This is a genomic window from Pseudomonas sp. 10-1B (genome assembly GCF_000935045.1).
Lineage (GTDB): Bacteria > Pseudomonadota > Gammaproteobacteria > Pseudomonadales > Pseudomonadaceae > Aquipseudomonas.
Genome location: NZ_JYKS01000005.1, coordinates 183,487 through 207,235, shown reverse-complemented (window position 1 = coordinate 207,235; position 23,749 = coordinate 183,487). Strand labels below are relative to the sequence as shown.

General features: G+C 59.1%; 18 protein-coding genes and 1 pseudogene. 10 read left to right on the top strand and 9 right to left on the bottom strand.

Annotation, left to right across the window (positions count from 1 at the left end; translation table 11 throughout):
- Window positions 1-23 precede the first annotated feature (23 nt).
- On the top strand, window positions 24-548 hold the full coding sequence (locus TZ03_RS04660) for a cupin domain-containing protein (RefSeq protein ID WP_051096035.1): 525 nt from the start codon (window positions 24-26) through the stop codon (window positions 546-548).
- 130 nt (window positions 549-678) lie between these two features.
- Window positions 679-1,608, top strand: a complete 930-nt coding sequence (locus TZ03_RS04655) for a malate dehydrogenase (protein ID WP_051096034.1) — start codon at window positions 679-681, stop codon at window positions 1,606-1,608.
- A gap of 60 nt (window positions 1,609-1,668) precedes the next feature.
- On the opposite strand, the gene TZ03_RS04650 is transcribed toward TZ03_RS04655, so the two are convergent.
- Window positions 1,669-1,986, bottom strand: coding sequence for a helix-turn-helix domain-containing protein (locus tag TZ03_RS04650; RefSeq protein ID WP_051096033.1), 318 nt, complete (start codon window positions 1,984-1,986; stop codon window positions 1,669-1,671).
- A gap of 1 nt (window position 1,987) precedes the next feature.
- A complete protein-coding gene (locus TZ03_RS04645) occupies window positions 1,988-2,215 on the bottom strand; it encodes a type II toxin-antitoxin system RelE/ParE family toxin (protein ID WP_236692775.1) in 228 nt (75 codons plus the stop codon).
- Window positions 2,216-2,595: 380 nt separating this feature from the next.
- On the opposite strand from TZ03_RS04645, the gene TZ03_RS04640 reads away from it, so the two are divergent.
- The 3 genes from TZ03_RS04640 to TZ03_RS04630 all read left to right on the top strand — a co-directional run bounded on the left by TZ03_RS04640 (window position 2,596) and on the right by TZ03_RS04630 (window position 6,513).
- Complete coding sequence (locus tag TZ03_RS04640) at window positions 2,596-3,093, top strand: RNA polymerase sigma factor (RefSeq protein ID WP_051096031.1); 498 nt, start codon at window positions 2,596-2,598, stop codon at window positions 3,091-3,093.
- A 5-nt stretch (window positions 3,094-3,098) separates the two neighbouring features.
- Window positions 3,099-4,028 (top strand): FecR family protein, encoded by a 930-nt coding sequence (locus TZ03_RS04635; protein ID WP_051096030.1) that lies wholly within the window; start codon window positions 3,099-3,101, stop codon window positions 4,026-4,028.
- A gap of 148 nt (window positions 4,029-4,176) precedes the next feature.
- Window positions 4,177-6,513 carry a TonB-dependent siderophore receptor gene (locus TZ03_RS04630; RefSeq protein WP_051096029.1) on the top strand — a complete coding sequence of 779 codons (2,337 nt, stop codon included), beginning with the start codon at window positions 4,177-4,179 and terminating at the stop codon, window positions 6,511-6,513.
- A 151-nt stretch (window positions 6,514-6,664) separates the two neighbouring features.
- Here the strand turns inward: TZ03_RS04630 and TZ03_RS04625 are convergent, their stop codons facing one another.
- The 3 genes from TZ03_RS04625 to TZ03_RS04615 form a co-directional block, all read right to left on the bottom strand.
- On the bottom strand, window positions 6,665-7,618 hold the full coding sequence (locus TZ03_RS04625) for an arsenic resistance protein (protein ID WP_051096028.1): 954 nt from the start codon (window positions 7,616-7,618) through the stop codon (window positions 6,665-6,667).
- A gap of 265 nt (window positions 7,619-7,883) precedes the next feature.
- Entirely contained in the window at window positions 7,884-9,137 is a 1,254-nt protein-coding gene (gene glyA / locus TZ03_RS04620; protein ID WP_051096027.1) for a serine hydroxymethyltransferase, read from the bottom strand.
- A 276-nt stretch (window positions 9,138-9,413) separates the two neighbouring features.
- Window positions 9,414-13,244 (bottom strand): EAL domain-containing protein, encoded by a 3,831-nt coding sequence (locus TZ03_RS04615; RefSeq protein ID WP_051096026.1) that lies wholly within the window; start codon window positions 13,242-13,244, stop codon window positions 9,414-9,416.
- Between the two features lie 237 nt (window positions 13,245-13,481).
- Here TZ03_RS04615 and TZ03_RS04610 point away from each other — a divergent pair, with 237 nt between their 5' ends.
- The 3 genes from TZ03_RS04610 (at window position 13,482) to TZ03_RS04600 (ending at window position 18,374) form a co-directional block, all read left to right on the top strand.
- Window positions 13,482-13,898 (top strand): hypothetical protein, encoded by a 417-nt coding sequence (locus TZ03_RS04610; protein ID WP_051096025.1) that lies wholly within the window; start codon window positions 13,482-13,484, stop codon window positions 13,896-13,898.
- A 1,054-nt stretch (window positions 13,899-14,952) separates the two neighbouring features.
- Window positions 14,953-15,936: an AAA family ATPase gene (locus tag TZ03_RS04605; protein WP_051096024.1), complete on the top strand. Its 984-nt coding sequence runs from the start codon at window positions 14,953-14,955 to the stop codon at window positions 15,934-15,936.
- A gap of 23 nt (window positions 15,937-15,959) precedes the next feature.
- Window positions 15,960-18,374, top strand: coding sequence for a S8 family peptidase (locus tag TZ03_RS04600; protein ID WP_051096023.1), 2,415 nt, complete (start codon window positions 15,960-15,962; stop codon window positions 18,372-18,374).
- Between the two features lie 612 nt (window positions 18,375-18,986).
- Here TZ03_RS04600 and TZ03_RS04595 read toward each other — a convergent pair.
- The 3 genes from TZ03_RS04595 to TZ03_RS04590 all read right to left on the bottom strand — a co-directional run bounded on the left by TZ03_RS04595 (window position 18,987) and on the right by TZ03_RS04590 (window position 20,517).
- Window positions 18,987-19,586, bottom strand: coding sequence for a DUF6088 family protein (locus TZ03_RS04595; protein WP_082056539.1), 600 nt, complete (start codon window positions 19,584-19,586; stop codon window positions 18,987-18,989).
- Window positions 19,587-19,641: 55 nt separating this feature from the next.
- On the bottom strand, window positions 19,642-19,908 hold the full coding sequence (locus tag TZ03_RS31915) for an antitoxin Xre/MbcA/ParS toxin-binding domain-containing protein (protein ID WP_075043699.1): 267 nt from the start codon (window positions 19,906-19,908) through the stop codon (window positions 19,642-19,644).
- Window positions 19,909-20,229: 321 nt separating this feature from the next.
- Complete coding sequence (locus TZ03_RS04590) at window positions 20,230-20,517, bottom strand: helix-turn-helix domain-containing protein (RefSeq protein WP_046784614.1); 288 nt, start codon at window positions 20,515-20,517, stop codon at window positions 20,230-20,232.
- A gap of 85 nt (window positions 20,518-20,602) precedes the next feature.
- On the opposite strand from TZ03_RS04590, the gene TZ03_RS04585 reads away from it, so the two are divergent.
- Complete coding sequence (locus TZ03_RS04585) at window positions 20,603-21,055, top strand: hypothetical protein (RefSeq protein WP_046784613.1); 453 nt, start codon at window positions 20,603-20,605, stop codon at window positions 21,053-21,055.
- A 339-nt stretch (window positions 21,056-21,394) separates the two neighbouring features.
- Here TZ03_RS04585 and TZ03_RS28315 read toward each other — a convergent pair.
- Window positions 21,395-22,117: pseudogene (locus TZ03_RS28315) on the bottom strand (pirin family protein).
- A 547-nt stretch (window positions 22,118-22,664) separates the two neighbouring features.
- Between TZ03_RS28315 and TZ03_RS04575 the strand changes: the two are divergent.
- Entirely contained in the window at window positions 22,665-23,741 is a 1,077-nt protein-coding gene (locus tag TZ03_RS04575; protein WP_051096020.1) for an ArsO family NAD(P)H-dependent flavin-containing monooxygenase, read from the top strand.
- Window positions 23,742-23,749 lie beyond the last annotated feature (8 nt).

The following is a 23,749-nucleotide window of genomic DNA, read 5'->3' as shown; positions in this document are numbered from 1 at the left end:
ACCACAGGACCAGGAGGCGCATCATGAAGGCTATCGACACAGCTGGTGCCACCGCGCAGACCTTGCATTTCGAAGACGACGGCGCAACGCCGAACAGCCGCTTCCCGGTGTTGCTCTATCACTTGCAGATTGACTCGTCGCAGGATACTGCCAGTGCCTTCGAAGCGCTGTTTGCGGCTCACCAATGGACGCCGCTGTGGCGTGCCGGGATCTTCGATTACCACCACTTTCATCCCAACGCTCACGAGGCATTGGGCATCGCCTGCGGGCGGGCGCGGGTGACGCTCGGCGGGGAATCAGGGCAGACCGTGAGTGTGAAACGGGGCGATGTGCTGGTGCTGCCGGCAGGAACGGGCCATCGTTGCGTCGAGAGCAGCGATGATTTCCTGGTGGTCGGCGCCTATCCTCGCGGGCAGGAAGACTATGACATTCAACGGCCCGACAGCGCAGCGCACCGGCAGGCGCTGGCGCGAATCGCCGCGGTGCCCGGCCCTGAACAAGACCCGGTCAGTGGTACCCATGGTGCTTTGATGAGGTCTTGGTCATAGCCCTGCACCTGACTCAGTCGGCGCTTTCGTCTCGGACATCAACCTTCGGGTGGCCTTTTTGCTTCAGCGGGCAATACTTCCCTGTATTGCAGGCGTGTTCCTGGTGGCGCGCGCCGCTGGGAGGTGTGAGGTGAAAAAACTAACGATTGTGGGTGCCGGCTTGGTCGGCGAAGCGGCGGCGCAGATCATTGCCCGGGAAGAATTGTGCCGTGAGTTGGCGTTGATGGACGTGCAGGGTGAGCTGGCACAGGGCAAGGCGCTGGACGTGTGGCAAGCTGCTGTGGAGTCAGGCTCCGATACGCGGGTTTACGGCGGGGCCAAGGCCGAAATGCTGGACGGCTCCGAGCTGGTCGTCATAACCGCAGGTGTGCCGCGCAAGCCTGGTCAGTCACGTCAGGATGTTCTGAGCATCAACCTGCCAATTCTCGATGGCATCATGGCGGATATCAAACGCCATGCACCGGCGGCAACGGTGTTGGTGGTGTCGAACCCCGTGGATGTGCTGACCTATCGGGCCTGGAGCCTCAGCGGGCTGGGGCGCGACAAGGTGTTTGGGCAGGCGGGGGTACTGGATACCGCACGCATGAAGTGTTTCATTGCCGAGGAAACCGGGTTTTCTGCCCGGGATATCACGGCGCTGGTACTGGGCGGGCATGGCGACAGTATGGTGCCGCTGATGCGCTACTGCCAGGTCGGGTCGGTGCCGTTGTCTCACTTCTTGTCCAGTGAGCAGATAGAGCGGATCGTAGAGCGCACACGCAAGGGCGGCGGCGAGATCCTGGGCTTGAAGAAGCTGGGCAGCGCCTGCGATGCGCCGGGCGTGGCCATTGCCCAGATGGTGGATGCCATCGCCAATGGGCGAAACCGTATTTTGCCGGCAGTTGCGATTCTGGAGGGCGAGTACGGTCGCAAGGATATTGCCATGGGTGTGCCCTGTGTACTGGCAGAGCAGGGGCTTGCGCGGGTGATCGAGTTGCCGCTGGATGCGCAGGAGCAGGCAATGTTCGACCACTCTGCGGATCAGGTGGTGCGTGATATTGCTGAAATGAAAGCCTTGTGAGCGAGACAAGGCCTTATCGTCGGCCTGCAAGCCGGCGATAAGGCCCAAGTGGAGCTGTGGTCAGATCGTGGCCAGTTCCTGTGACAACTCGGGATGCTTGAGAATCAGGCGCATCAGGCACAACACACCGCCTGGCGGCACGAAGCGGCCTTGCTCCCAGTCACGCAGTGTCGCTACGGGAGTGGCAATACGCTCGGCGAAAGAAGCCTGGGTCAGCCCACAACGTTCGCGGGCCTGGCGAACCAGAATCTGCTCCGGGGTGGTTACGCGGCCGGTGCCCATCTTGGCTTCTTTGAGCGCTTGGCGCAGGTCAGGCAAGGGCTCACCCGCATCAGCCTCAATGGCCTTGGCCACACTTTCAATATCGATGTCACGCATTTCACACCACCTTGCTGATTTCAGCGGGGCTCATGTTGGCACGCTCGGCCTTTGCATAAACCGTTAGCAACAGCACAATTTCATCTTCGTTCAAGTTGAAGTAAATCACCCGTGTGCCGCCGGATTTGCCAGACCCTGTGCGGGTCCACCGAACTTTTCGTGCGCCGTCCGCACCGGGTATGACATCTCCTGCGAGCGGATTGACCGCAATCCAGTCGATGAAAGCCACGCGTTCATCGTCAGACCACAATCTGGCAGCGGCTCTCTGAAACGTAGGCGTCTCGATTACTGTATGCATATGAATGTACGGGATTCCCTTATATCCTGCAACGCTGAATACGGATGCTCAAAGGGCAAAACGACGGCGGGATGAATATTGCAACGTGCTAAGTTTGCCGTGGTGCCAACCGCTGAAGCGCCCCCTGAGCTCATCGAGCGCAAGCCGGATGCGCTCGTCTGTATCATTCTCCAGCCTCAGTAGCAGGGAGGCTCGTCAGGTGATTTGCCGGATATGTCCAAGCTGATATGCGCCCGTTCGCCCCGTTGTAAATGAAAACCCTTATCGTTAAAGTCAGCGACTTCCTCCTCCAACCCGGGTCGCCCCCAAGCATGAAGACCGAAGAGCTGGAACTGGCTTTCAAGACCCATGCCGGGGAGTTGCGCGCGTTCCTGTACCGGCAACTGCGCAACACCGACACTGCCGCCGACCTGGTGCAGGAAACCTACCTGCGCATGCTGCGCCAGCCGCCCCAGGGCCCGGTGCTGAACCTGCGCAGCCTGCTGTTCCGCATTGCCCGCAACCTCGTCATCGACCACACCCGCAGCCGTGGCACACGGGGCCAGCATGATGACGGCATGGCCTACTTGTACGAAGTGACTGGCGAAAGCCCCGAGCCCTTCGCCGAGGTCGCTGCCCGGCGCGAGCTGGCGCTGATGGCGGAAGCGTTGAAGCGCCTGCCGCCGCGTTGCCAGGAGATTTTTCTGCTGTGCCGCCTGGAGGGCATGGCACACAAGGCAGTGGCCGAGCAGTTGGGGGTTTCGCTGAGTACGGTCGAGAAGCAGCTGGCCATTGCGCTGGACTTTCTGGGCCAGAGCTTGCAACGTTGACGGCCATGCACAAGCCTTCCGCCCCCCTCGAACCTTCACCTGACGTACGCCGGGCTGCCCAGGCCTGGGTGGTGCGCCTGACCTCGGGCAATGTCCAGCCTGGCGATGTCGAGGCGGCGCGTGCCTGGTGCGCGCTGGCCCCGGAGCATCAGCAGGCGTTTGTCGAGGCGCGGCGAGTATGGGCGTTGAGCGGGCAGCTTCAGGCTCCAGCGCACCGACATGCGCCGGTCCGGCAATGGGCGCTGGCCAGTGCGGCGGTGTTGGTGCTGGGTGTCGGCTTGGCGCTGGCCTGGCACGGGCAGTGGGGCGCGGATTATCGCACCGGGGTAGGGGAGCGCAGGGTTGTGGCGTTGGCTGATGGCTCGCGCATCAGCCTGGATGCCGAGTCGGCGGTGGATGTCGAGGTCAGTGCCCAGGCGCGGCGGATTACCTTGCGCAAGGGCGAGGCGGTGTTCGATGTGGCGCATGATCCGGCACGGCCGTTCACCGTACAGGCTGGCGAAGTACGGGCCACGGCGCTGGGTACCGTGTATGCCGTGAGCCGCGAGGGCTCGGCAGTGGACGTGATCGTCAAGCGTGGCCGGGTGGCGGTCAGCGATGCGTCGGACCGGGTCGAGCTGGTGGCCGGGGAGGCGGTGGGGCAGCAGGCGGGTCGGCTGGGCAGCAAACATGGGCTGGATGTGGACAGCGCGCTGGCCTGGCAGCAAGGGCGGCTGGTGTTCGAGCAGGCACCGCTGGCGCAGGTGTTGAAGGCGCTGGAGCGGTATCGGCCTGGCTGGCTGGTTATTGGCGATGAGCAGCTGCGGGGGCTGAAGGTCAGCGGCACGTTCCAGCTGGACCGGTTGGATGAAGGGTTGGCGACCTTGGAGCAGGCGTTTGCGTTGAACATTCGCCGGTATTCGGATTACTTGCTGGTGTTTGAGGCGCGTGACTGAGCCCTGATCGTTTACCACTGTGGATGGCTGCGCCGAAAACTATTTTTACGGGTCCATCGCAGTCATCCGTCATCCCTCTTCAAAAACGAATGCTTCGTATTTGAATGGGGGAGTGTTGATGGACCGAGCGCAATTTCGCAGGGCGTCGATGACGTCATTTTCGTTGCTGTGTGCGCTGATGCCGGGCTTGGCCCTGGCCGAGCCGCGGGAGTTCGACATCGCCCCGCAACCGCTGGCCAGTGCGCTCAACCGTCTGGCTGCGCAGGGTGGGTTGCAGGTGATCTTCGATGGCAACCTGGTGCAGGGCAAGAGCAGCCCTGGCATCAACGGCCGGCATGAACCAGAGGCAGCACTGTCCGAGCTTCTGCAGGGCAGTGGCTTGACCTGGCGCTCCACCGGCAGTGCCAGCGTCACCCTGGAGCCCGCCGGGCAATCGTCCGGCGCGCTGGAGCTGGGTGCGACCTCGATCGTCGGCCAGGCCTACAGCTCGGTGAGCCCGGACGATGGCTATGTGGCCAAGCGCTCGTCGGTCGGCAGCAAGACCGACACGCCCCTGATCGAAACCCCGGCCTCGGTATCGGTGATCACCCGCGAGCAGATCGAGGCCCAGCAACCCAAGACCGTGGCCCAGGCGCTGCGTTACACGCCCGGGGTCAACACCGAGCTGGCCGGGCCGCAATTCGTCGTCGACCAGTTGTCCATCCGCGGTTTCCAGCAAGGTACAGGGCGCATGCTACGTGACGGCACCCGTACCTTCCTGCCAGAGTTTCTCGGCTGGGACGCACCAGAGCCCTATGGCCTGGAGCGCATCGAGGTGCTGCGTGGGGCCAGTTCGGTGCTGTACGGTGCTTCAGACCCCGGCGGGCAGATCAACCTGGTGAGCAAGCGCCCCACCCAGCAGCCTTTGCACCAAGTGCAATTGCAAGCCGGCAACCTGAACTACCAGCAAGGCGCTTTCGACCTGGGTGATGCGCTGGATGACGAGGGTATCTGGAGTTATCGCCTGACCGGCCTGTTCCGCGAAGCCGACGCCCAGACCGGCCACATCACCAACCGCCGCCAGTACATCGCCCCGGCGCTCAGCTATCGCCCCAGCGCCGACACCGAGCTGACCCTGCTCGGTGAATACCAGCGCCAGACCGGCAACTTCGCCAACGCGTTGCCAGCCAGCGGCACGGTGTTCCGCGACCCGCGTGGCCGGCTGGACCGTGACACCTATGTGGGCGATAGCGCTTATGACTTCATGACCAACGAGAAGACCTCGCTGGGCTATGTGTTCGAGCATCACTTCAATGAGGTGTGGACCCTGCGCCAGAACGTGCGCTACAGCGATTACCGCCAGGCCAGCAGCGAAATCGCCCTGTTCGGCCCGGTCGGGGGCGGGCAGTACTCGCGCTACAGCGACCAGCGCAAGGGCGATGGCCGGCTGTTCACCGTGGATACCCATGTGCAGGCCAACTTCGCCACCGGGCCGCTGGAGCACACGCTGCTGGCCGGCGTGGACTACAACAACGGCAAGTTCGACCAGCAGCAGTCGCTGGACTTCATCCTGCAGAGTTTCGACCCGTTCCAGCCGGTGTACGGCCAGCCGCTGAACACTGTGCCATTCAGCTTCGCCAGCTATGAACAGAAACTGTCCCAGACTGGCGTCTACCTGCAGGACCAGTTGCGCATCGACAACTGGGTATTGCTGCTGGGCGGGCGTTATGACTGGGCCGCCAACCAGAAGGACGACCGCGCTCCGCAAACCCAGAAGGACGAGAAATTCAGCGGCCGAGCCGGGCTGGTCTACCTGTTCGACAATGGGCTGGCGCCGTACCTCAGCTACAGCGAGTCGTTCCTGCCGGTAATGGGCACCACCGCCGATGGCACCCAGCTCGACCCGGAAACCGGCAAGCAGTACGAGCTGGGCCTCAAGTACGAGCCGCCGGGCAGCAACAGCCTGTATACCGTTGCCGTGTTCGAGCTGACCAAGCAGAACCTGACCGAGAACATCAACGGCTTCAGCCGCCAGGAGGGCGAGGTGCGCTCACGCGGTGTCGAGCTGGAGGCCAAGACCGAGCTGGCGCCGGGCTTCAACCTGATCGGCAGCTACACCTGGAACGATGTCGAAGTCACCAAGTCCGAGCGCGGCAACAAGGGCAACACGCCGTTCCGCACGCCCGAGCACATGGCCTCGCTGTGGGCCGACTACCAGTTGCAGGGCGGGCCGTTGAACGGGCTGCGGCTGGGGGCGGGGGCCCGCTATGTGGGCAGCACCTATGGCGATGCGCAGAACAGCTTCAAGGTCGACAGCTATGCGCTGGTGGATGCCATGGTCAGCTACGAGCTGGGCAAGCTGGACGCTTCGCTCAAGGGCGTGGAGCTGGCGCTCAATGCCAGCAACCTGTTCGACAAGGAGTACGTGGCCGGCTGCTTCAGCGACATGGGCTGCCAGTATGGGCAGCAGCGCACGGTGTACGGGAGTGTGACGTACAACTGGTGAATGCCCAGGGGCTGCTTCGCAGCCCATCGCCGGCAAGCCGGGCTCCCACTGGTACAGCGCAGTTCTCAAGTGCTGCGCGGTCCCTGTGGGAGCTGGCTTGTCGTGGCGACGAACCGCGGCGATGGGCCGCAAAGCGGCCCTACATTGTTTGTCAGCGTACCAGCCGTGGCACCGCACGCACGTAGATCAACTCGCTCACCAGCTCTACCAGCGTTTGCGTAATCACCGCCGCTGCGGCCAGCCCGCGTATCTCTTCAGGCAACGCCAGCGCCAACGGCAGCACCACCAGCGAGTTGCGCGTGGCGGCGCTGAAGGTTACCGAGCGTGCCTCGACTGCCGGCAGGCGCAGCAGCCGCGCGGAGATGAAACCGAGCAAAGGTGCCAGCAACATGAAACCGAGGTACAGCGGAATGACCGGCAGCAAACGGTCGAAATCACGCAGCACCACGGCAATTTGCGAAGCGATCACAACCACCAGCACCAAGGCCATCGCCGGTACCGGTAGCCACGCCCAGGCGTCGTTCCAGGTCGAGACCACGCGCGAGCGGCGGGCTCCGGCGCTGGTGAGCACGGCGAGGGCCATCGGCAGTACGATCAGCAGCACGAAGGCTTCCACGAACGGGGCGATGGAGATGGTCACGTTGCTGCTGTCGCCGAGTATCAGGGCCAGATAGATCGGCAGCAGTAGCAGTTGTACCAGCAACAGTACGGGGGTTGCAGCGAGGGTCAGGCGAGAGTCGCCCTTGCCGATGTGGGTGAACACCACCACGTAGTCGATGCACGGCGTGAGCAGCACCAGCAAGGCACCGATGAGGATCGCCGGGTGCTCGACCAGCCCGCGGGTGATGGCCCAGACCAGCAGCGGCACGAGGATGAAGTTGGCCAGCAGCAGGGCCGCGATGAAGCGGCGGTTGCCCAGGCCTTGGCGCAGGTCGAGGAAGGGGATTTGCAGAAACATCGCATACATCAGCACGGCGATGGCGGGGGTGACCAGGGCTTCCAGATGGCGTGCAGTGTCGCTGGCCAGCAGGCCGAAGGCGAGCGCGGCGAGCACGGCGGCGAAATAGATCGGGATCTGTCGGGTTTCGAGTTGCTCTCTGGTCAAGGTGCGGCCTGTGCTTGATAGATGAAAAAGGACACAGGGTAATACGTGCTGCCAGCATTGTGTCGCGGCTTTTTTGTGGGAGCGGCCTTGTGTCGCGAAAGGACCGCAAAGCGGTCCCGGCGATTTCGGCGGCGAGGCTGCAACCCTGGGGCCGCTGCGCGACCCTATCGCGACACAAGGCCGCTCCCACAAAGAGTGGCGGTATGTCTGAATAAACAAAAAGCCCGGCGCAAGGCCGGGCTTTTTCACTTCAGGCAAGCGCCAATCAGTTGCCGTAAACCGGCAGCTTCTTGCAGATGGCCTTGACCTTCTCACGCACGGCGTCGATCACCGCTTCGTTGTTCAGGTCTGCCAGGATGTCGCAGATCCAGCCAGCCAGTTCCTTGCACTCGGCTTCCTTGAAACCACGGGTGGTAACGGCCGGAGTGCCGAAACGCAGGCCCGAGGTGACGAACGGCGAACGTGGGTCGTTCGGGACCGAGTTCTTGTTCACGGTGATGAAGGCTTTGCCCAGGGCGGCGTCAGCGTCCTTACCGGAGATTTCCTGCTTGATCAGCGACAGCAGGAACAGGTGGTTCTGGGTGCCACCGGAAACCACGTCGAAACCACGCTCGATGAACACGCTGGCCATGGCCTGGGCGTTTTTCACGACTTGCTGCTGGTAAGCCTTGAACTCCGGCTGCAGGGCTTCCTTGAAGCAGATGGCCTTGGCGGCGATGACGTGTTCCAGCGGGCCGCCTTGGGCGCCTGGGAAAACAGCGGAGTTCAGCTTTTTCTCGATCTCTTCGTTCTTGCGAGCGAGGATCAGGCCACCGCGCGGACCGCGCAGGGTCTTGTGGGTGGTGGTGGTGACCACGTCGGCGAACGGCACAGGGTTCGGGTACACGCCAGCGGCAACCAGGCCGGCAACGTGGGCCATGTCGACGAACAGGTAGGCACCGACCTTGTCGGCGATGGCGCGGAAGCGGGCGAAGTCCAGAACCTGCGAGTAGGCCGAGAAGCCGGCAACGATCATCTTCGGCTTATGCTCGACCGCCAGGCGCTCGACTTCGTCGTAGTCGATCAGGCCGTTGCCGTCGATGCCGTACTGGATGGCGTTGTACAGCTTGCCCGAGGAGCTGACGGAAGCACCGTGGGTCAGGTGGCCACCGTGGGCCAGGCTCATGCCCAGGATGGTGTCACCGGCCGACAGCAGGGCCAGGTAGACGGCAGCGTTGGCCTGGGAGCCAGCGTGCGGCTGGACGTTGGCGTAGTCGGCGCCGAACAGCTCCTTGGCACGGTCGATGGCCAGTTGCTCGACGACGTCGACGTACTCGCAACCACCGTAGTAGCGCTTGCCCGGGTAGCCTTCGGCGTACTTGTTGGTCAGGACCGAGCCCTGGGCTTCCATGACTGCCGGGCTGGTGTAGTTTTCCGAAGCGATCAGCTCGATATGCTCTTCCTGGCGCAGGGCTTCTTGCTGCATGGCTTCGAAGAGCTCGGCGTCGTACTTGGCAATGGTCAAATCACGGCTGAACATGGCGGTCCTCAAGGATCGGGGTAATTTGGGTGGGCATTCTAACCGATTGATCGGCGGCTGGCATATGAAGTGGCATCAAGTCGCGGACCAATGGGCCTCATCTTGCATCCCGCGCCGTGTCTGGGCTGGGCGGGCATTCGAGTTGACTTGCAAGTCCGGTTTTTTGGGGCGCTTTGCGCCCCATCGCCGGCAAGCCACAGGGACTACACATCCCTCAAGGGCGGTGGAGCTCCTGTGGGAGCTGGCTTGCCGGCGATGAGGCCAGTGCAGGCAGCATCAATGGAACATGAACAACGTCTCGTTGGCGAACTGCGCCTCGAACTGATGCGCCGGCATCGGCCGCCCGAACAGGTAGCCCTGCACCTCGTCGCAACCATGCTCGCGCAGGAACTCCAGCTGTTCGTGGGTTTCCACGCCCTCGGCGATCACCGCCAGGTTGAGGCTGTGGGCCATGGCGATGATCGCCCGGGCAATCTGCGCATCCTGCTCGCCTTCGGGCAGGCCATCGACGAAGGTGCGGTCGATCTTCAACACGTCGATGGGGAACTGCTTGAGGTAGTTGAGCGATGAATAACCGGTGCCGAAGTCGTCGACCGCGATGCTCAGGCCCAGGTTTTTCAGGCCGGCCAGGATCTGCAGGGCCTCGTTCACCTCGCGCATCAGGATGCTCTCGGTCAGCTCCAGCTCCAGGCAGGCCGGCGGCAGGCCGGTTTCTTCGAGAATGGTGGCGATGCGCGTACCCAACTGGCCGTCGGAGAACTGCCGCGCCGAGATGTTCACCGACACCTTGGGCACGCGCACCTTGGCCTTGTGCCAGGCTTTCAACTGGCGGCAGGCCTCGCGCAGCACCCAGTCGCCCACATCCACCACCAGGCCCAACTCCTCGATCACCGGGATGAAGTCGCCCGGCGGCACCAGGCCGCGGGTCGGGTGGCGCCAGCGCAGCAGGGCTTCGGCGCCGGTCAGGCGCTTGCCGTCGCCGCTGAACTGCGGCTGGTAATAGAGGATGAACTCGTTCTGCTCCATGGCATGGCGCAGGTCGCTTTCCAGCTCCAGGCGCTCAAGGGCACTGGCGTTCATTTCGGCCTGGTAGAACTGGAAGTTGTTCTTGCCGCGTTCCTTGGCGTGGTACATGGCGGTGTCGGCGTTTTTCATCAGCTGGCTCAGCTCGCTGCCATCCTGCGGGCTGAGGGCGATACCGATACTGGCGGTGACGAAGAACTCGCGGTTTTCCAGTACGAACGGCCGCACCAGGCTGGCGAGGATGTTCTCGGCCACATGGATGGCGCGGTTGAGTGCCATTTCGCGGGTGGCGCGCGGTTGCAGCAGCAGGGTGAATTCATCACCGCCCATGCGCGCCACGGTGTCGTCGTCATCCACGCAGGCCAGCAGGCGCAGGGCCATGTCCTTGAGCATGCGGTCGCCAGCGGCATGGCCGAGGGAGTCATTGATCGGCTTGAAGCGGTCCAGGTCGAGGAACATCAGCACCACCCAGGCCTTTTGCCGCTCGGCCTGCTGCAGGGCGTTGTACAGGCGGTCCTGGAACAACGTGCGGTTGGGCAAGTGAGTGAGGGCATCGTAGTAGGCCAGGCGGTGGATGCGCTGTTCGCTGGCCTTGCGCTCGCTGATGTCGGTGAAGAAGCACACGTAGCTGGCCAGGTCGCCTTCGTCGTCCAGCACGGCAGTAATGCCGACCCAGGCCGGGTAGTGGTCGCCGTCGCGGCGTTTGAGCCACACTTCGCCCTCCCAACTGCCGCGCTGGTGCAATTGCTTGACCACGTAGCGCAGGTGGCCTTCCTGGTGCTCGTCGACGGTGAGCAGGCCCGGCAACTGGTCGAGTACCTCGCTGACGGCGTAACCACTGACGCGGCTGAACGCCTCGTTGGCCTGGACGATATAGCCGGCCGGGTCGGTGATGAGGATCGCCGAGGTGGAGTGCTCGAATACCGTCGCGGCCATGCGCAGGTCTTTTTCGGCGCGGCGTTGCTGGCTGATGTCGCGGCCCACCCCGAGCACGCCTTCGAAGCGCTGCTCATCGTCCCACACCAGTACCAGGCGCAGTTCGATGGGGATCTTGCGGCCATCGGCGCGCAGGCAGTCGAACAGGAACAGCTGGGTCGGCAGCTGGCTGCGCAGTTGGGCCAGTTGGGCTGGCTCGTCCATGGCCTTGCTGACGCGCTCCATCAGGCTGTAGATGCCGGTGAGCTGGGCTGGGTTGGCGATGATCGACTGCCAGCCGTTGGCGAAGATCCACTCGGCCTGATAGCCCAGCACGCTCTGTACCGACGGGCTGACGTAGTTGAGCTTGAGCAGGCTGTCGGTGGAGAAAATCACATCGCTGATGCTTTCGGCGAGCATGCGGTAGCGTTGTTCGCTGTCGCGCAGCGACTGGCTGGCCTCGATCTGTACCGTCACGTCCTTGCCCACGCCGATGATGCGGGTTACCAGGTCATCGGCGTCGCGGGTCAGCACCTGCTCGCGGATGTCGTAGCAGCGCCAGCCGCCATCACGGTGGCGGAAGCGCAGTTGGCAGTGCAGCGGCTGGTCATGGCCAGCAATGCGTTGCTGCTGGCGCAATGCCTGGTAATGCGTGGCGTCGTCGGGGTGCAACAGCAGCTCCCAGAAGCGGTCGCCCATCTGCGCCAGTTCGGTACGGTCGTAGCCCAAGGTCTGGCCGAGGTGGCGGTTGCTGAAGATCATCCGCTGGCTGAGCACGTCCTGCACGTATAGCTGGTCGGGCACGGTACGCACCACGTCCGACCAGAAGCTTTCGCGCTCCAGCAGCGACAGCTCCACCTGCTTGCGGCTGGTGATGTCGCTGATGCTGAGGATCACCGCCTGGTAGTCGCGGCGCTGTTGCGGCAGGCGTGCCATCAGCCACAGGTGCAGCTCGCCACCCAGCGGCGCCGGCAGGCGCACTTCCAGTTCCAGCAGCGGGCGTTGTTCGATCAGCGCGTCGATCAGTTGCATGCCGACGCTGTCGCGGCCATCGCCACTGCCGTCGATCAGGCGCTGCCAGGCACCTTCGTGGCACTCGATGTTCAGCAACTGGCGCGCCACCTGGTTGACCTCGGTGATCTTCAGCTCCAGCAGCAGCGAGCGGCGCAGGTTCGGGTCCAGGGCCAGGCTGTGCTTGAGCGCGGCGCGGTTGCGCAGGTGGTAGCGATCGAGCTGGCCGGGCAGGCTGGACAAGTCCAGCACGCACAAGGCCACGCCGGTGCCTTCGAAGATTTCCTGGTAACGCCGCCGGTCTTCCTGCAGCGCCCGCTGACGGCGGCGCATGTTGATCAGGGCCAGCACGGGCAACAGGGCACAGAACAGCACCAGCACGCACTTGCCGATCAGTGCGGGCAGCAGCTTCTGTTGGGCCAGCTTGGCGTCGAACAGGCCGCGCAACTGCCAGGTGCTGTTGTCGATGAAGGCCAGCATCACGCTTTGCAACGGCTCGTTGCTGGTGTCGATTGGCGCATGGCGCTGCAGCACCTCGCCGTTGCGGCTGTTTTCCAGCAGCCACAGCGGGTGGCTGGCGCCATCCAGGTGAATGGTGAGGGTGCGGTAATAGTCCGCTGACAGGCGCAGCAGCCAGTAGCCGCGGTCTTGTTCGGTGGCCTGGCGCAGCAACAGGTAGACGGTGCGGTTGTCTGCCGAATTGGTGAAGAAGTACGCGCGGCCCTGGTTCAGCTTGAGCAGTTCGTCAAGCACCTGGCGGTCGGGGCTGCCGGCCAGGCTGTCGGCCTGCAGTTGCCCGGCAGTGTCCAGCCAGGCCACGCTCTGCAAGGCGGGCAGGCGCCCGCGCAGGGTGTCCAGCAGGCTGGGCAGGGCCGCGGGTGTCGGTGCATTGACGTAGGGCTGCACCACATTCACCGCCTGCTGCGCCTTGAACGCCATGTTCAGGCTCAGGTGGTCGGCAAGTTCTGCGGTGGCGTCCAGGCTTTGTTTGCGCAGGTCGGCCTGGGTATGCCTGAACTGGGTAAACAGCTGCCACAGCAGCAGGCCCAGGAGGATCAGGGCCAACAGCGCCAACGCACCCTTGATCGACCCGCGCAGGGTAGCGGCGGGCGCGTGTGGCGCGGAACGCAATGACGACGGATGAGTAAAATTGGTCAAGCGTTGATCCTGCGATTGGGCTGGCGATGGCAGGGATGGATCTGTGCCGGTGTCTGGTTGCCAGACCGCGGTGGCGCACTATAAGGCCGGACACCCGAAACCGGCTAGCATGCCTAGGATTATGGCAAAGTGCCAGCCGTGTTGACCGATGGTGCCTGCTGGCGGGTTCGGCAAGCCCCTGCAACCTGTGCGAGAATAGCCCCCGCTTCAATGACAACGCATCGGAGATGTTCGGTTTTGGTTACTCACTTTTCCACCAATGGCCTCGATTCCGCCTGCGGGCGCAGCAGTCAGACCCTTGTCAGCACTGCCGTGACCGAGGACGTGTCCTGCAAGTCTTGCCAGCGTTCGCTGAGCAAACCCGAGGTGGTCGCTACCGCCAAAAGCAAGACCCCATCGCTGGCTGAACTGCGCAAGACCGCCAAGGCGGCGGCAGAGCCGGCAGTTGCAGTGGCTGCGGCCAAACCTGCGGCCAAACCTGCGGCCAAGGTCGTCAGCACTGCGCCTGCGGCCGCCAAGCCGGCCAAGGTGGCCGAGCAGCAGCCTGCCCGCAGCGGCGGCTTCAGCGTGAAATCCGCCTGGGCCGCGCGCCTGGCCGAGCAGGGCGACCGGTGCCGGTTGCCGCGGGGCAAGGCCAAGCAGCGTCACGTCTGAGCCATTCCGGCTGCTGTGCCGGCCTCTTCGCGGGCTCGCCCGCTCCCACAGGGATCCCAGATTGTTCAGGCCCTGTGGTGACTCTGTGGGAGCGGGCATGCCCGCGAAGAGGCCGGCACAGGCAATAAATGTCCCGGCAGGATCACACTGATCCTGTCCACCATCGGCCCCTCCTATGCAACGCCGCCCGTTGGCGTAGAATGGTCGACTTTGTTCAATGACTCCCCCGTAAATACATCCCCCTGGCCAGCGCGCCGGGGCGATCGTCGATGTCTTTACCTATCTGATTAGAGGGCTTGGTTTTGGCTCAATACGCATATCTGCGCTATTAGTTTTTGGTCGCGTTTTCTGATTGAGAGATTTTTCCCCTACAGTTCTGGGCTCCAGCCTATCGGCAATGGCAAAAAATCTAAAAAACGTTGCCTTGTCTAAATTTTAGTAACCTTTTGGCGCTTTTGGGGCCAGATCTAACCTCGAAACTTAACTTTTTTCATCTGGCAGAAAGCGCGGTTCGCCGGTCATCGCATGTGTGGCGCAACTCTAATCTCTAAAACTGCAGGTCCTAAGCACCCTACATGCTGAACAGACAGCTGAAAGTTTGATAGCTGTATAAGTTTGCAGAATTTGTAGGTGTTCTGGTGCACGCATGGATCATGCTTGGTGTTCGACTTTTTAGTTTTAGCAAAAGTTATCTAGTTGCAGATGCTTGCAGGTTCTCCCGGCCAGCATGCTGCTTCGCGGGTACCTGGCTATCCTTGGAGTGGCATTTTTACAGAGGGCGGCTCATCGTCCTCGCAAGCAAAGCCGCTCGTCGACTGTCATTGAAAATCCGAGCTGAGGCTTTGGAAATACTGGACAAATAGCCACCCTAGGCGATACTCTTGCAGTAAGCTTAGTGTAAGAGTTTTTAGAGTTTGCACTATAGCAATTATTGGAAAGGAGTCCGTTCATGTTAGCTCTCATTGATTCAGCCTGTTAGTTGTACTGCTTAGGGCAAGAATTGGTTTCATGAGTTGACGACTCTGAGAAACAACCTAATTGCAGGACCTATCAAATGGCTAACGGAAAAATACTACGGCAGCTCTTCAAGGCCGGAACGCTCGGAGATCAGGCGGCCTTCCGTCGTGCTTCGGAAGCTATTATCGAAGAAGAGCGGCAAAAACAGCACCACCTTCTGGCTAACGATTTGGAACAGATTCTTTACGGCGGCGACATGCATGTTCAGTCCGCACGTAAACCGCAATTTACCGCTGACATTCCTGTAGATAAGGAGCGTGGACTTCCGCTTCTCGATATTAGGCCGCCCAAGCGATCGCTTGAAGAGATCATCCTCCCTGAGAGCAGTTCCGTCATGATCGAGGAGATGCTTGAGGAGCATCGCCGTTCTGAGGTCCTTCGCAGTTACGGCATGAAGCCATCAGGCAAGGTCATTTTCTTCGGTCCACCAGGTTGCGGTAAGACTCTTGCGGCTGAAGTGATCGCCTTCGAGTTGGACCGGCCACTGGCTATCGTCCGGCTCGACGCACTGGTGTCGTCGTTCCTCGGAGAAACTGCCGCCAACCTGCGAAAGGTGTTTGAGTTCATTTCCAAGCATCAGTTGGTTGTTTTGTTTGACGAGTTTGATGCGATTGGCAAAGAGCGTGGTGATAGTTCTGATCACGGTGAGCTCCGCCGTGTGGTCAATGCTGTATTGCAGATGATGGATGCTTACGATGGTCAGAGCCTCATTTTGGCAGCGACCAACCACGAAAGTATTCTTGATTCAGCAATTTGGCGCCGGTTTGATGACGCCATTGAATTTCCACTTCCTGATAGGAAACAGCTTACCTCGTTGTTGCAGCTAAAGTTGCGGGGTATTCGCCGACAATTTGAGCTAGATGACGGCGAGTTGCTGGCAGAGCTTGAAGGGAAAAGTGGTGCCGATGTCGAACGAGTTGTTCGGCGTGCCATTAAGCGTATGATATTGCGAAACCAAGAGTTCCTCACCATCAAAGAGCTTCGTAGTGCACTGGTGCGAGAGGGGCTTCGAAAACACTGATCCGCTGCAATCAAGGACGATGAATGGCAACGTACAAGCACCTGAGCTTTGAGCGCGAAAATCTCGACAATGCCCGCCGGACAAAAAATCCGCCGAAGTTCGCCAAGCGTGGTGACTTGCGCGGGCATGGTCAAAAGCTGAACGGCTACTTCGCCACTGCCGCAGGCATTGCGCGCCAGCAAATCAAGTCTGCAGAAAACTCCCCTTTCGTGCTTAAGTTGCAGTACGACGGCGCGATGACCTTCGAAAATCTCCAAAAGCATGGCCTAGAGTTCATCAGTCAGGAAGGCAAGCAGGTGTGTGTCGTCTTCGCCACCGAGCAGGGCCTAGCGGTTTTCCAAGATCACCTGAACAAGCTCGGCGTCCTGGGTCAGACCGTAAGCTATAAGCAGATTCTCGAAGCCATCGAGGGTATCGACGCCTGGTCTGCCGAGGATAGGAAGAGCTGGGCGCTGCGCAATCTTGGCCTCCCCGAGGGGGAGCACTTCAAGCTGGATGTTGAGCTATGGCCTCACTACGTCATGAATCACCCAGCACGGATTCGCCTCGTCACGGGTTTTGAAAAATGGTTGGAAGAGGCTGGCATGCAGACAGTGCACAAGCTGAATTACGACAGCTTGGTCATGTATCGCGTCGAAGCTACGCAGGCGCAGGCTGACCTACTTTTGAATCACAGCGATGTGCGTCTGGTCGATCGGATACCGCAGACTGGCATCACTTATGCCCAGCTGAACCGAGATATAGCTGAGCTTCCAGGCAATATTCCGCAACCTGCTCTCGAAGCAGCACGAGTATGCATTCTCGACAGTGGGATCAATACGAACCATCCACTTCTTAGATCCGCAATTGCCGAGAGTGAATCATTCGTTGAAGGCCAAGACGAGTTTGATGAAGTGGGGCATGGTACCGCTGTAGCCGGCATCGCTCTGTATGGTGACGTTGAAGCTTGTGACCGCAGTAATTACTGGCGTCCGGAGTTTTGGCTCTACAACGGCAAGGTCATGCGGAAATGTCCAGATACCGAAAATCCTATTTACGACGAGCACACCGTTGAGGCTACTCTGACGGAGGCTGTTGAGCACTTCGTAGGTTTAGGGTGCAGGATCTTCAACCTCTCATTGGGGAACAGTAATGCTCCCTATGACGGCAGCCACGTTCGCGGGTTGGCTTACATCCTGGATGTGCTTGCGCGTAAGCACAACGTCCTGTTCGTAGACTCGACCGGTAACTTCATGGGGTCATCTGACCCAGCTGTACCTATCAATAGCTGGCGCGAAGAGTACCCAGAATACCTGTTGCACGAGAGCAGCGTCATCATTGATCCAGCACCTGCGATGAACGTGCTAACGGTAGGCAGTATTGCCCGACACGATGCCACCGTGGATAGTCAGCGTTATCCTGAAATTCATCAGCTATCCCCGTCCTGTGAGAATCAGCCATCACCATTCACGCGGCATGGCCCGTCGGTTAAAGGCGCGTTGAAGCCGGAGCTGGTGGCTCATGGAGGAAACTTGGCGTGCCCGGTACATTTCAGGAACAACCAGTGGAAGACGGAAATGCGCGGCCTGGGCGTTCTGACCTTGAACTACCAGTTTCAGGGCAATACGCTGTTCAAAGAAATCTGCGGTACTAGTTTCTCTGCCCCCTACATCACCTACCTTTCCGGCCGTTTACTCAATGAATATCCGGACGCCTCGGCCAACTTGCTGCGAGCGATGCTGGTGAATCACGCATCGCTGCCGAGCGAGATTGAGACCGCTTTCCCTGACGAAATGAGGAAGGGATACAAGGTCAACAAAGCCACCTATAACCGTGAGATTTCTCGCGACGTTGCCGGCTATGGGCAGGTGAACGAAAGCGATTTGTTTCGATCCTCAGATCACTGCGTAGTGCTAATGTGCGAGGAGACGATTGAAAAAGACGCCTGCCAGTTCTTCGAGTTGCCACTGCCAGCGTCTTATCTGCGCAAAGCGAGAGGGCTGAGGGAATTGAGCGTGACCCTCGCTTATTCGCCAGCTGTGAGAACCACGCGGTTGGATTATCTCGCCACGCAGATTAGCTACAGGTTGGTCAAAGGTAAGTCGCTTGATGAAGTGCAGGCGCACTTCAACAAGGAAAACCAGGACGAAGCAGAGACACGAAACGACGATGCAGCCACCAATCGTGATATCTCTGCGCAGCTGCGAAGCAGAGGTACTGTGCAATCCTCAAAATGGACCTTCAAGCAGCGCAATCCGGACGAGAAGTGGTTCGTGGTGGTAATTCGCCAGGATCGGGAGTGGAATCATCCGGATGTGCTGGTTGAAGAACCCTACGCGCTTGTAGTGACGGTTTCAGACCGTGATAACGAGCAGGCGCAATTATACAGCGAGATTCAAGCCACCCTAGCTCTGCAGTTACAGGCAAGAGAGCAGGCACGTCAGCGGGCCGCGATATAGTTTGCAAAGCGAGAGAGTCTAGCCAGAGCTCTCTTGTTTACGCTAAGTTGACGGGGCCACCACCCCAACTGCAGTACGGATTGTGGTGGCTCTTCCTAGTTGCTAGTCTGAGAGTATCAGCTATGCATCACTCGTCTATTTATTTAGGTGGAGTATAAAGTCAGCCTAAATCAAAGCATGTTTGCACAACTCTGACTGCTCTTGAATCGAAAATGGCATTCAAGTATTACAATGCGGATAGTGACGAATAAGATATGCGGAGCCTCTCGTGGTAATTCAGGCAGGTGACGCGTCTTTTTTAGCGACGAGTTCGATATTGTCTGCCTGAACGACAAGCGTCCAGATGATGCTGATCAGAAGTAGCTTTCGTTCGGCGTGTCGCCGAGCTACGCGATGACTGACCAATTGAACCTGCTCAACGAAGTTTGGCGAGGTCAGTGGAGGCACCAAAAATATCAATCTCTCTTTCTCGTGGTCGACGCCCAAGCTTTATTGTTTATATCCCCGAATGACTTTTAGTGCAATTGTCGGAGCCTGAATTCCAGAATCGGTCGCGACAACGGAGATGTTAGTTGTATCTTGATTTGAGGATTTTATTGTTCCCTAAATCTTTCAGTTCGCATTTATAGCGCAGTTGGCCAGTGCTGAGCGCATCCACTTGGGCATTTTGCATGCCATGAGCTTTTTGAATTCTTCAGCGCTGAGCGAGTTGGCAATCTTGCTCGCGACCTGCTCATTCACCCCATTTTCTCCGAGATAGAAAAAAGCAGTCAGGGCCGTACCTATTCGCGTTCCAGCTTGCTGAAGTCGTTGGCGAGACGCATGGCGCAGCCGAACAACCGCGCTACCTATCTTGATCTCACGGGTCGCTCCACTGGTGTAGTAAGTAGGCAAAACCTGCATCTGAACACTCAGTCCAAGTCGACGAACAGCTTCTGCACCATGGATCTGGATAGTCTCGCCTCTTGCCCTGGCAACAGCTTCCATTACAGAAATCGGGTTGGCTCGAACCCTTTTGCCCGTGTATTGGCTGTACTTGGGACGCATGTAAACGCCGCGGGCCACACGCTCTAGGTAACCCCTGAGTACCATCCGAGACAGAGCTTTGTTCACCGCAGAGCGGGAGCCCGCTCGCTCGAATACCGCCCTAACAAAGGGCCTTCCCTTAGGCATGCGCTTGATACAGTTGGAAATAGATTCTGCGACAGACACAGCTAATCCTATGTCATGCGGGTTGACAGGTCGTCTGGATATGAACCTACCGGCGTTAAGCGTAGACACCGTACTCAATTCGACCTAGAAGTGTCACCACCTGCTGGTAGCCCGATCCGGTTTCCAAGATGTTGCAAGGCACTTGATGCCTTAGGCCGATCGCTGGCTTGTATAGCCATTGTGCGGCAAGTACTCGACTGCCAAGTACTCGCGTTGCCAGGTGCCCGATTTGCTCGCACCTTCCCTTGAAGCATCGGTGGCCGATGCTCCAGCACCCCAACGGTGAACTGGGGCAAAGCGCCAGTATCTGTGGATCGTTCATTTGCACACCTCAAATGTGAAAGCGTATCTCTCAACCGGCAAGTCGGCCAACGGGCTCCATTCTCTTGCCGGCTTGTGCCGCGATATCGAGGAGCTTTCCTTGCGTCTGTGCCCGCCCTCGCAAAAGCTCTTGGGCGCTGCCTTCCTGTTCCGACTTGATACGCCACTTCTCAGTCTTTACCTTCCGCCGGCCTTTCAATGTCTCTCCTTTTCTGCATAGGTAGGGCCCAGGCGCAACCCAGCCACTGGGTCAGGCAGCGCAGACTTTGATTGCATCAGTCAGTACATCTCAGCCCATGCTGAAGGAGGCAGGTGCCCATCCTCATCGGTCAGATGGCGTCACGCTGAGCTCCTCACGAACGCGCTGAATGATTGAATCCAGAGTGGCATCCTTGTCCATAAAAAGGTAGCACTGGGTCAAGATCGTCAAAGGATGAACATTCATGACAGTGGCGAGCCCATGCACCATTTCGAGGGTAGGGCCTTTTCCACCGGCTTCCAGTTGACTGAGGTAGGTTTGGCTGCTGTGGCCACCGAAATCTTCTTGGTTGAGGTTGCGGGATTTTCTAAGCTGCCTCATTGCTTTCCCAAATGCCTGTTTCAGTTCCATTTTTTCATTCCTACAAAAGGAATGATGAAGCCGTCTTGAACGTCGGACATCCATTAACTATTGTTAATATTTTGAGGATTTTTCGATGTTCAAGACCTACAGGCACGCCGAACTCAGCTCAGCCGACATTTTCGGAGAGCCTTCCAGTCGCCGCTGGAAATTTATTGAGCTGGAGCTGCACCACCCATGGTTTTACGTGGAGCTCGTGCGTGATTATGGTGATGACATCGTGGGCAGCATGCTGATGATCCCTACGGTACCGATTCTTCAACAGATGCTTTCGGAGCTTGATGACCGCTCATGGCTTGCGCAGGCTCACCTGATGTCTCCTGGTCACATGAGAGGCGGGAAGGACTGGGTGATGGAACCGCTCCAGGAAGTGAGCATTGCTGAATGCGATTCAGGAGCTGAAGAGGGTTATATCTATAAGGTAGTAGGTGGGGCTTGTTACAGCATCCATCTCTCGCCTCGGCAAGAAAAGCTCAAGGTCACAGAAATCATTTTTTCTGCTGAGCGCGATCTGCGCGTGAGTGGATGAGTTAAAGGGCTTGTGCATTTCATTTTTCGCTACCACTCGTTAAAAACCAAAGCAACTACTTCAGTGTCGTTCACTGAATCGCCCCTGGTTTCGTAGACATTTCGAAAGGAAGCTCTGGGTCGATTCCTGCCGGTCAAGATGTGCCCGTGCGCTGGTCACGTCCGATGCAAATGGCTGGTCAAGTCGAATGCAAAAAGGTGGTCAAGTGGGATGCAAACGCTTGGTCAAGTCAGGTGCAATTTCCCACGAGTGCCAAATTGGCATTCCTTGATCCACTAATGGGGCCTGGCGTCTCATCCCTCTGTGAGAAGAGGTAAGACAGTCCTTTAGTTGCATGTTTCAGGGCATGAGTGGCAGCTCATTAGGTCGCAGATCAAACACGAGCACTTCTGCGTCACGGCCGTTGGAAAGCTCAATTACCTGCTCTTTCCTCATCCGAACACCATCACCTTCGCGAAGCAATTGGCCATTCAACTCAATGCGCCCACGCGCAACATGCACATAGGCATGGCGGTTGTCAGCCAGAGTCAGAGAGGCATGCTCGTCGCCGTCGAAAAGGCCTGCATAGACGCGTGCATCCTGGCGAACCTGAAGCGAACCCTGCTGGCCATCAGGCGAAATGATCAAACGGAGCTTGCCGCGCTTTTCATCATCACTGAAATGCTGCTGCTGATAACGGGGAGTCGCACCACGTACATTGGGCACAATCCAGATTTGCAGGAAGTGAACCGGCAGCGCTTTGCTGTGATTGAACTCACTGTGAGCGACCCCGCTGCCCGCGCTCATCAATTGCACATCGCCCGGTTTGATGACCGACCCGGTACCAAGGGTGTCTTTGTGCTCCAAGGCACCTTCGAGCACATAGGAGAAAATCTCCATGTCACGGTGCGGGTGCTGGCCGAAGCCTTTGCCAGCGATCACCCGGTCATCGTTGATGACCAGAAGGTCAGAAAATCCTCGCTCATCGGGATCGTAGTAGTCAGCGAATGAGAAGGTATGAGATTACTTCAACCAGCCATGGTTAGCGCGGCCACGTTCTTCAGCGTTACGGACAGTGATCATGATTCGTCTCCTTGAGGCCTTGGTGCCTGCCTGTGATAAACCCACTTTACTGTCACGAACTTAAGACAAAAAGACGCCTTCAATGGAATTGCTGTCTCATAAATAGGGACAATCTAATCGCAAATCATCTGAGCTCTGTGCGAGCTTGGTTGGTAACCTTTGACCACGATGAACGACCATCTCGACGCTTAGCGCCCCATCTTCGGAAGCAGATCTGTGATGAGTGCGGAAGGCAACAATAGATTGAAAACGAAAACTCCCGACTGTCCGCTATCGACCCAGGCTGTGTGAAAACCCCAGCCACTTTTCGATGATCGTGCTTCTACGTGAAATCTGAAAAATGTTGGCTATTCAGCAGACTTAGATTTCGCGTAGGAACGCAATTTTTAGGTTGTTTTTTGAACAGCGACATAGGTCGTGAGGTTTTCACACAGCCTGGACCCTAAGCAGACATCCAAAGCAGCTATGAATTACGTAGCCGTATTATTAGAAATATTCTCCCCCATCTGGAAAGATAACCCCCTCAATGGATCAGGGGAGTGTCTAGATGAAAGCCCATGCAGAGCGCTTGTTGGATGTAGTCATCATTGGCGGAGGACAAGCGGCGCTGGCAACGGCGTACTTCCTGCGTCGAACAGATCTCTCGTTCATCATCTTGGATGCCGAGCCGGGCGCCGGCGGGGCTTGGCGACACGGCTGGAATTCCCTGCGGCTATTCTCGCCGGCTACCTGGAGCTCTATTCCCGGTTGGATGATGCCGCCTGTGGAGGATGGCTATCCTTCTCGCGAGCATGTCATCGACTATCTCACCCAGTATGAGGCGCGCTATCAGTTTCCAATGGAACGGCCGGTGCGCGTCACCTCGATCGAGCGCGTTGCCGGCGCTCTACGTGTCCATTCAGAGTCTGGCCATTGGGATGCCAAAGCTGTGGTCAGTGCCACAGGTACCTGGAGCAACCCGAACATACCTGCCTACCCCGGCGCTGAGCTGTTCCGTGGCCAACAGCTGCATTCGGCTAACTACGTTGAACCGCAGGCCTTCTCTGGCAAGCGCGTGCTGGTCGTTGGCGGCGGCAACTCCGGCGCGCAGATTCTCGCAGAGGTTTCCAAAGTAGCGGATGCGACCTGGGTAACCCCCACTGATCCTCTCTTCCTTCCCGATGATGTAGATGGCCGAGTGCTCTTCGAGCGGGCTACGGAGCGCTGGAAAGCGCAGATGGAGGGACGTGTAATTGAGCAGCCGGTCGGCGGGTTGGGCGACGTAGTGATGGTCCCGCCTGTGGTGGAGGCGCGTGAGCGAGACGTTCTGCACGCGGTGAGACCGTTCGTTCGTTTCACCCCTGACGGTGTGGTCTGGGCAGACGGCTCGGAAACCGCAGTGGATGCGGTGATCTGGTGCACTGGGTTCAAACCCGCCTTGGGACATCTCGCGAGCCTTGGGGTTGTTAGTGAGCAAGGACGTGTAGAAGTCGAAGGTACCCGATCTGTGAGTGAGCCCAGGCTGTGGATGGTCGGCTATGGCGAGTGGACGGGTTCTGCATCAGCAACCTTGATCGGGGTGACACGCACAGCCCGCAGTACTGCAGCAGAAATTGATCAGTTTGTGGTGAAAGCGGAGGCCTGATGGCCTCC

Excerpts from the sequence above, each read along its gene's own strand:
- TZ03_RS04600 (WP_051096023.1), top strand. The coding sequence starts at position 15,960 with ATGGCAACGTACAAGCACCTGAGCTTTGAGCGCGAAAATCTCGACAAT.
- TZ03_RS04660 (WP_051096035.1), top strand. The coding sequence starts at position 24 with ATGAAGGCTATCGACACAGCTGGTGCCACCGCGCAGACCTTGCATTTC.
- TZ03_RS04630 (WP_051096029.1), top strand. The coding sequence starts at position 4,177 with ATGACGTCATTTTCGTTGCTGTGTGCGCTGATGCCGGGCTTGGCCCTG.
- TZ03_RS04590 (WP_046784614.1), bottom strand. The coding sequence starts at position 20,517 with ATGGAACTGAAACAGGCATTTGGGAAAGCAATGAGGCAGCTTAGAAAA.
- TZ03_RS04585 (WP_046784613.1), top strand. The coding sequence starts at position 20,603 with ATGTTCAAGACCTACAGGCACGCCGAACTCAGCTCAGCCGACATTTTC.
- TZ03_RS04575 (WP_051096020.1), top strand. The coding sequence starts at position 22,665 with ATGAAAGCCCATGCAGAGCGCTTGTTGGATGTAGTCATCATTGGCGGA.
- TZ03_RS04640 (WP_051096031.1), top strand. The coding sequence starts at position 2,596 with ATGAAGACCGAAGAGCTGGAACTGGCTTTCAAGACCCATGCCGGGGAG.
- glyA (WP_051096027.1), bottom strand. The coding sequence starts at position 9,137 with ATGTTCAGCCGTGATTTGACCATTGCCAAGTACGACGCCGAGCTCTTC.
- TZ03_RS04650 (WP_051096033.1), bottom strand. The coding sequence starts at position 1,986 with ATGCGTGACATCGATATTGAAAGTGTGGCCAAGGCCATTGAGGCTGAT.
- TZ03_RS04605 (WP_051096024.1), top strand. The coding sequence starts at position 14,953 with ATGGCTAACGGAAAAATACTACGGCAGCTCTTCAAGGCCGGAACGCTC.
- TZ03_RS31915 (WP_075043699.1), bottom strand. The coding sequence starts at position 19,908 with ATGAACGATCCACAGATACTGGCGCTTTGCCCCAGTTCACCGTTGGGG.
- TZ03_RS04635 (WP_051096030.1), top strand. The coding sequence starts at position 3,099 with ATGCACAAGCCTTCCGCCCCCCTCGAACCTTCACCTGACGTACGCCGG.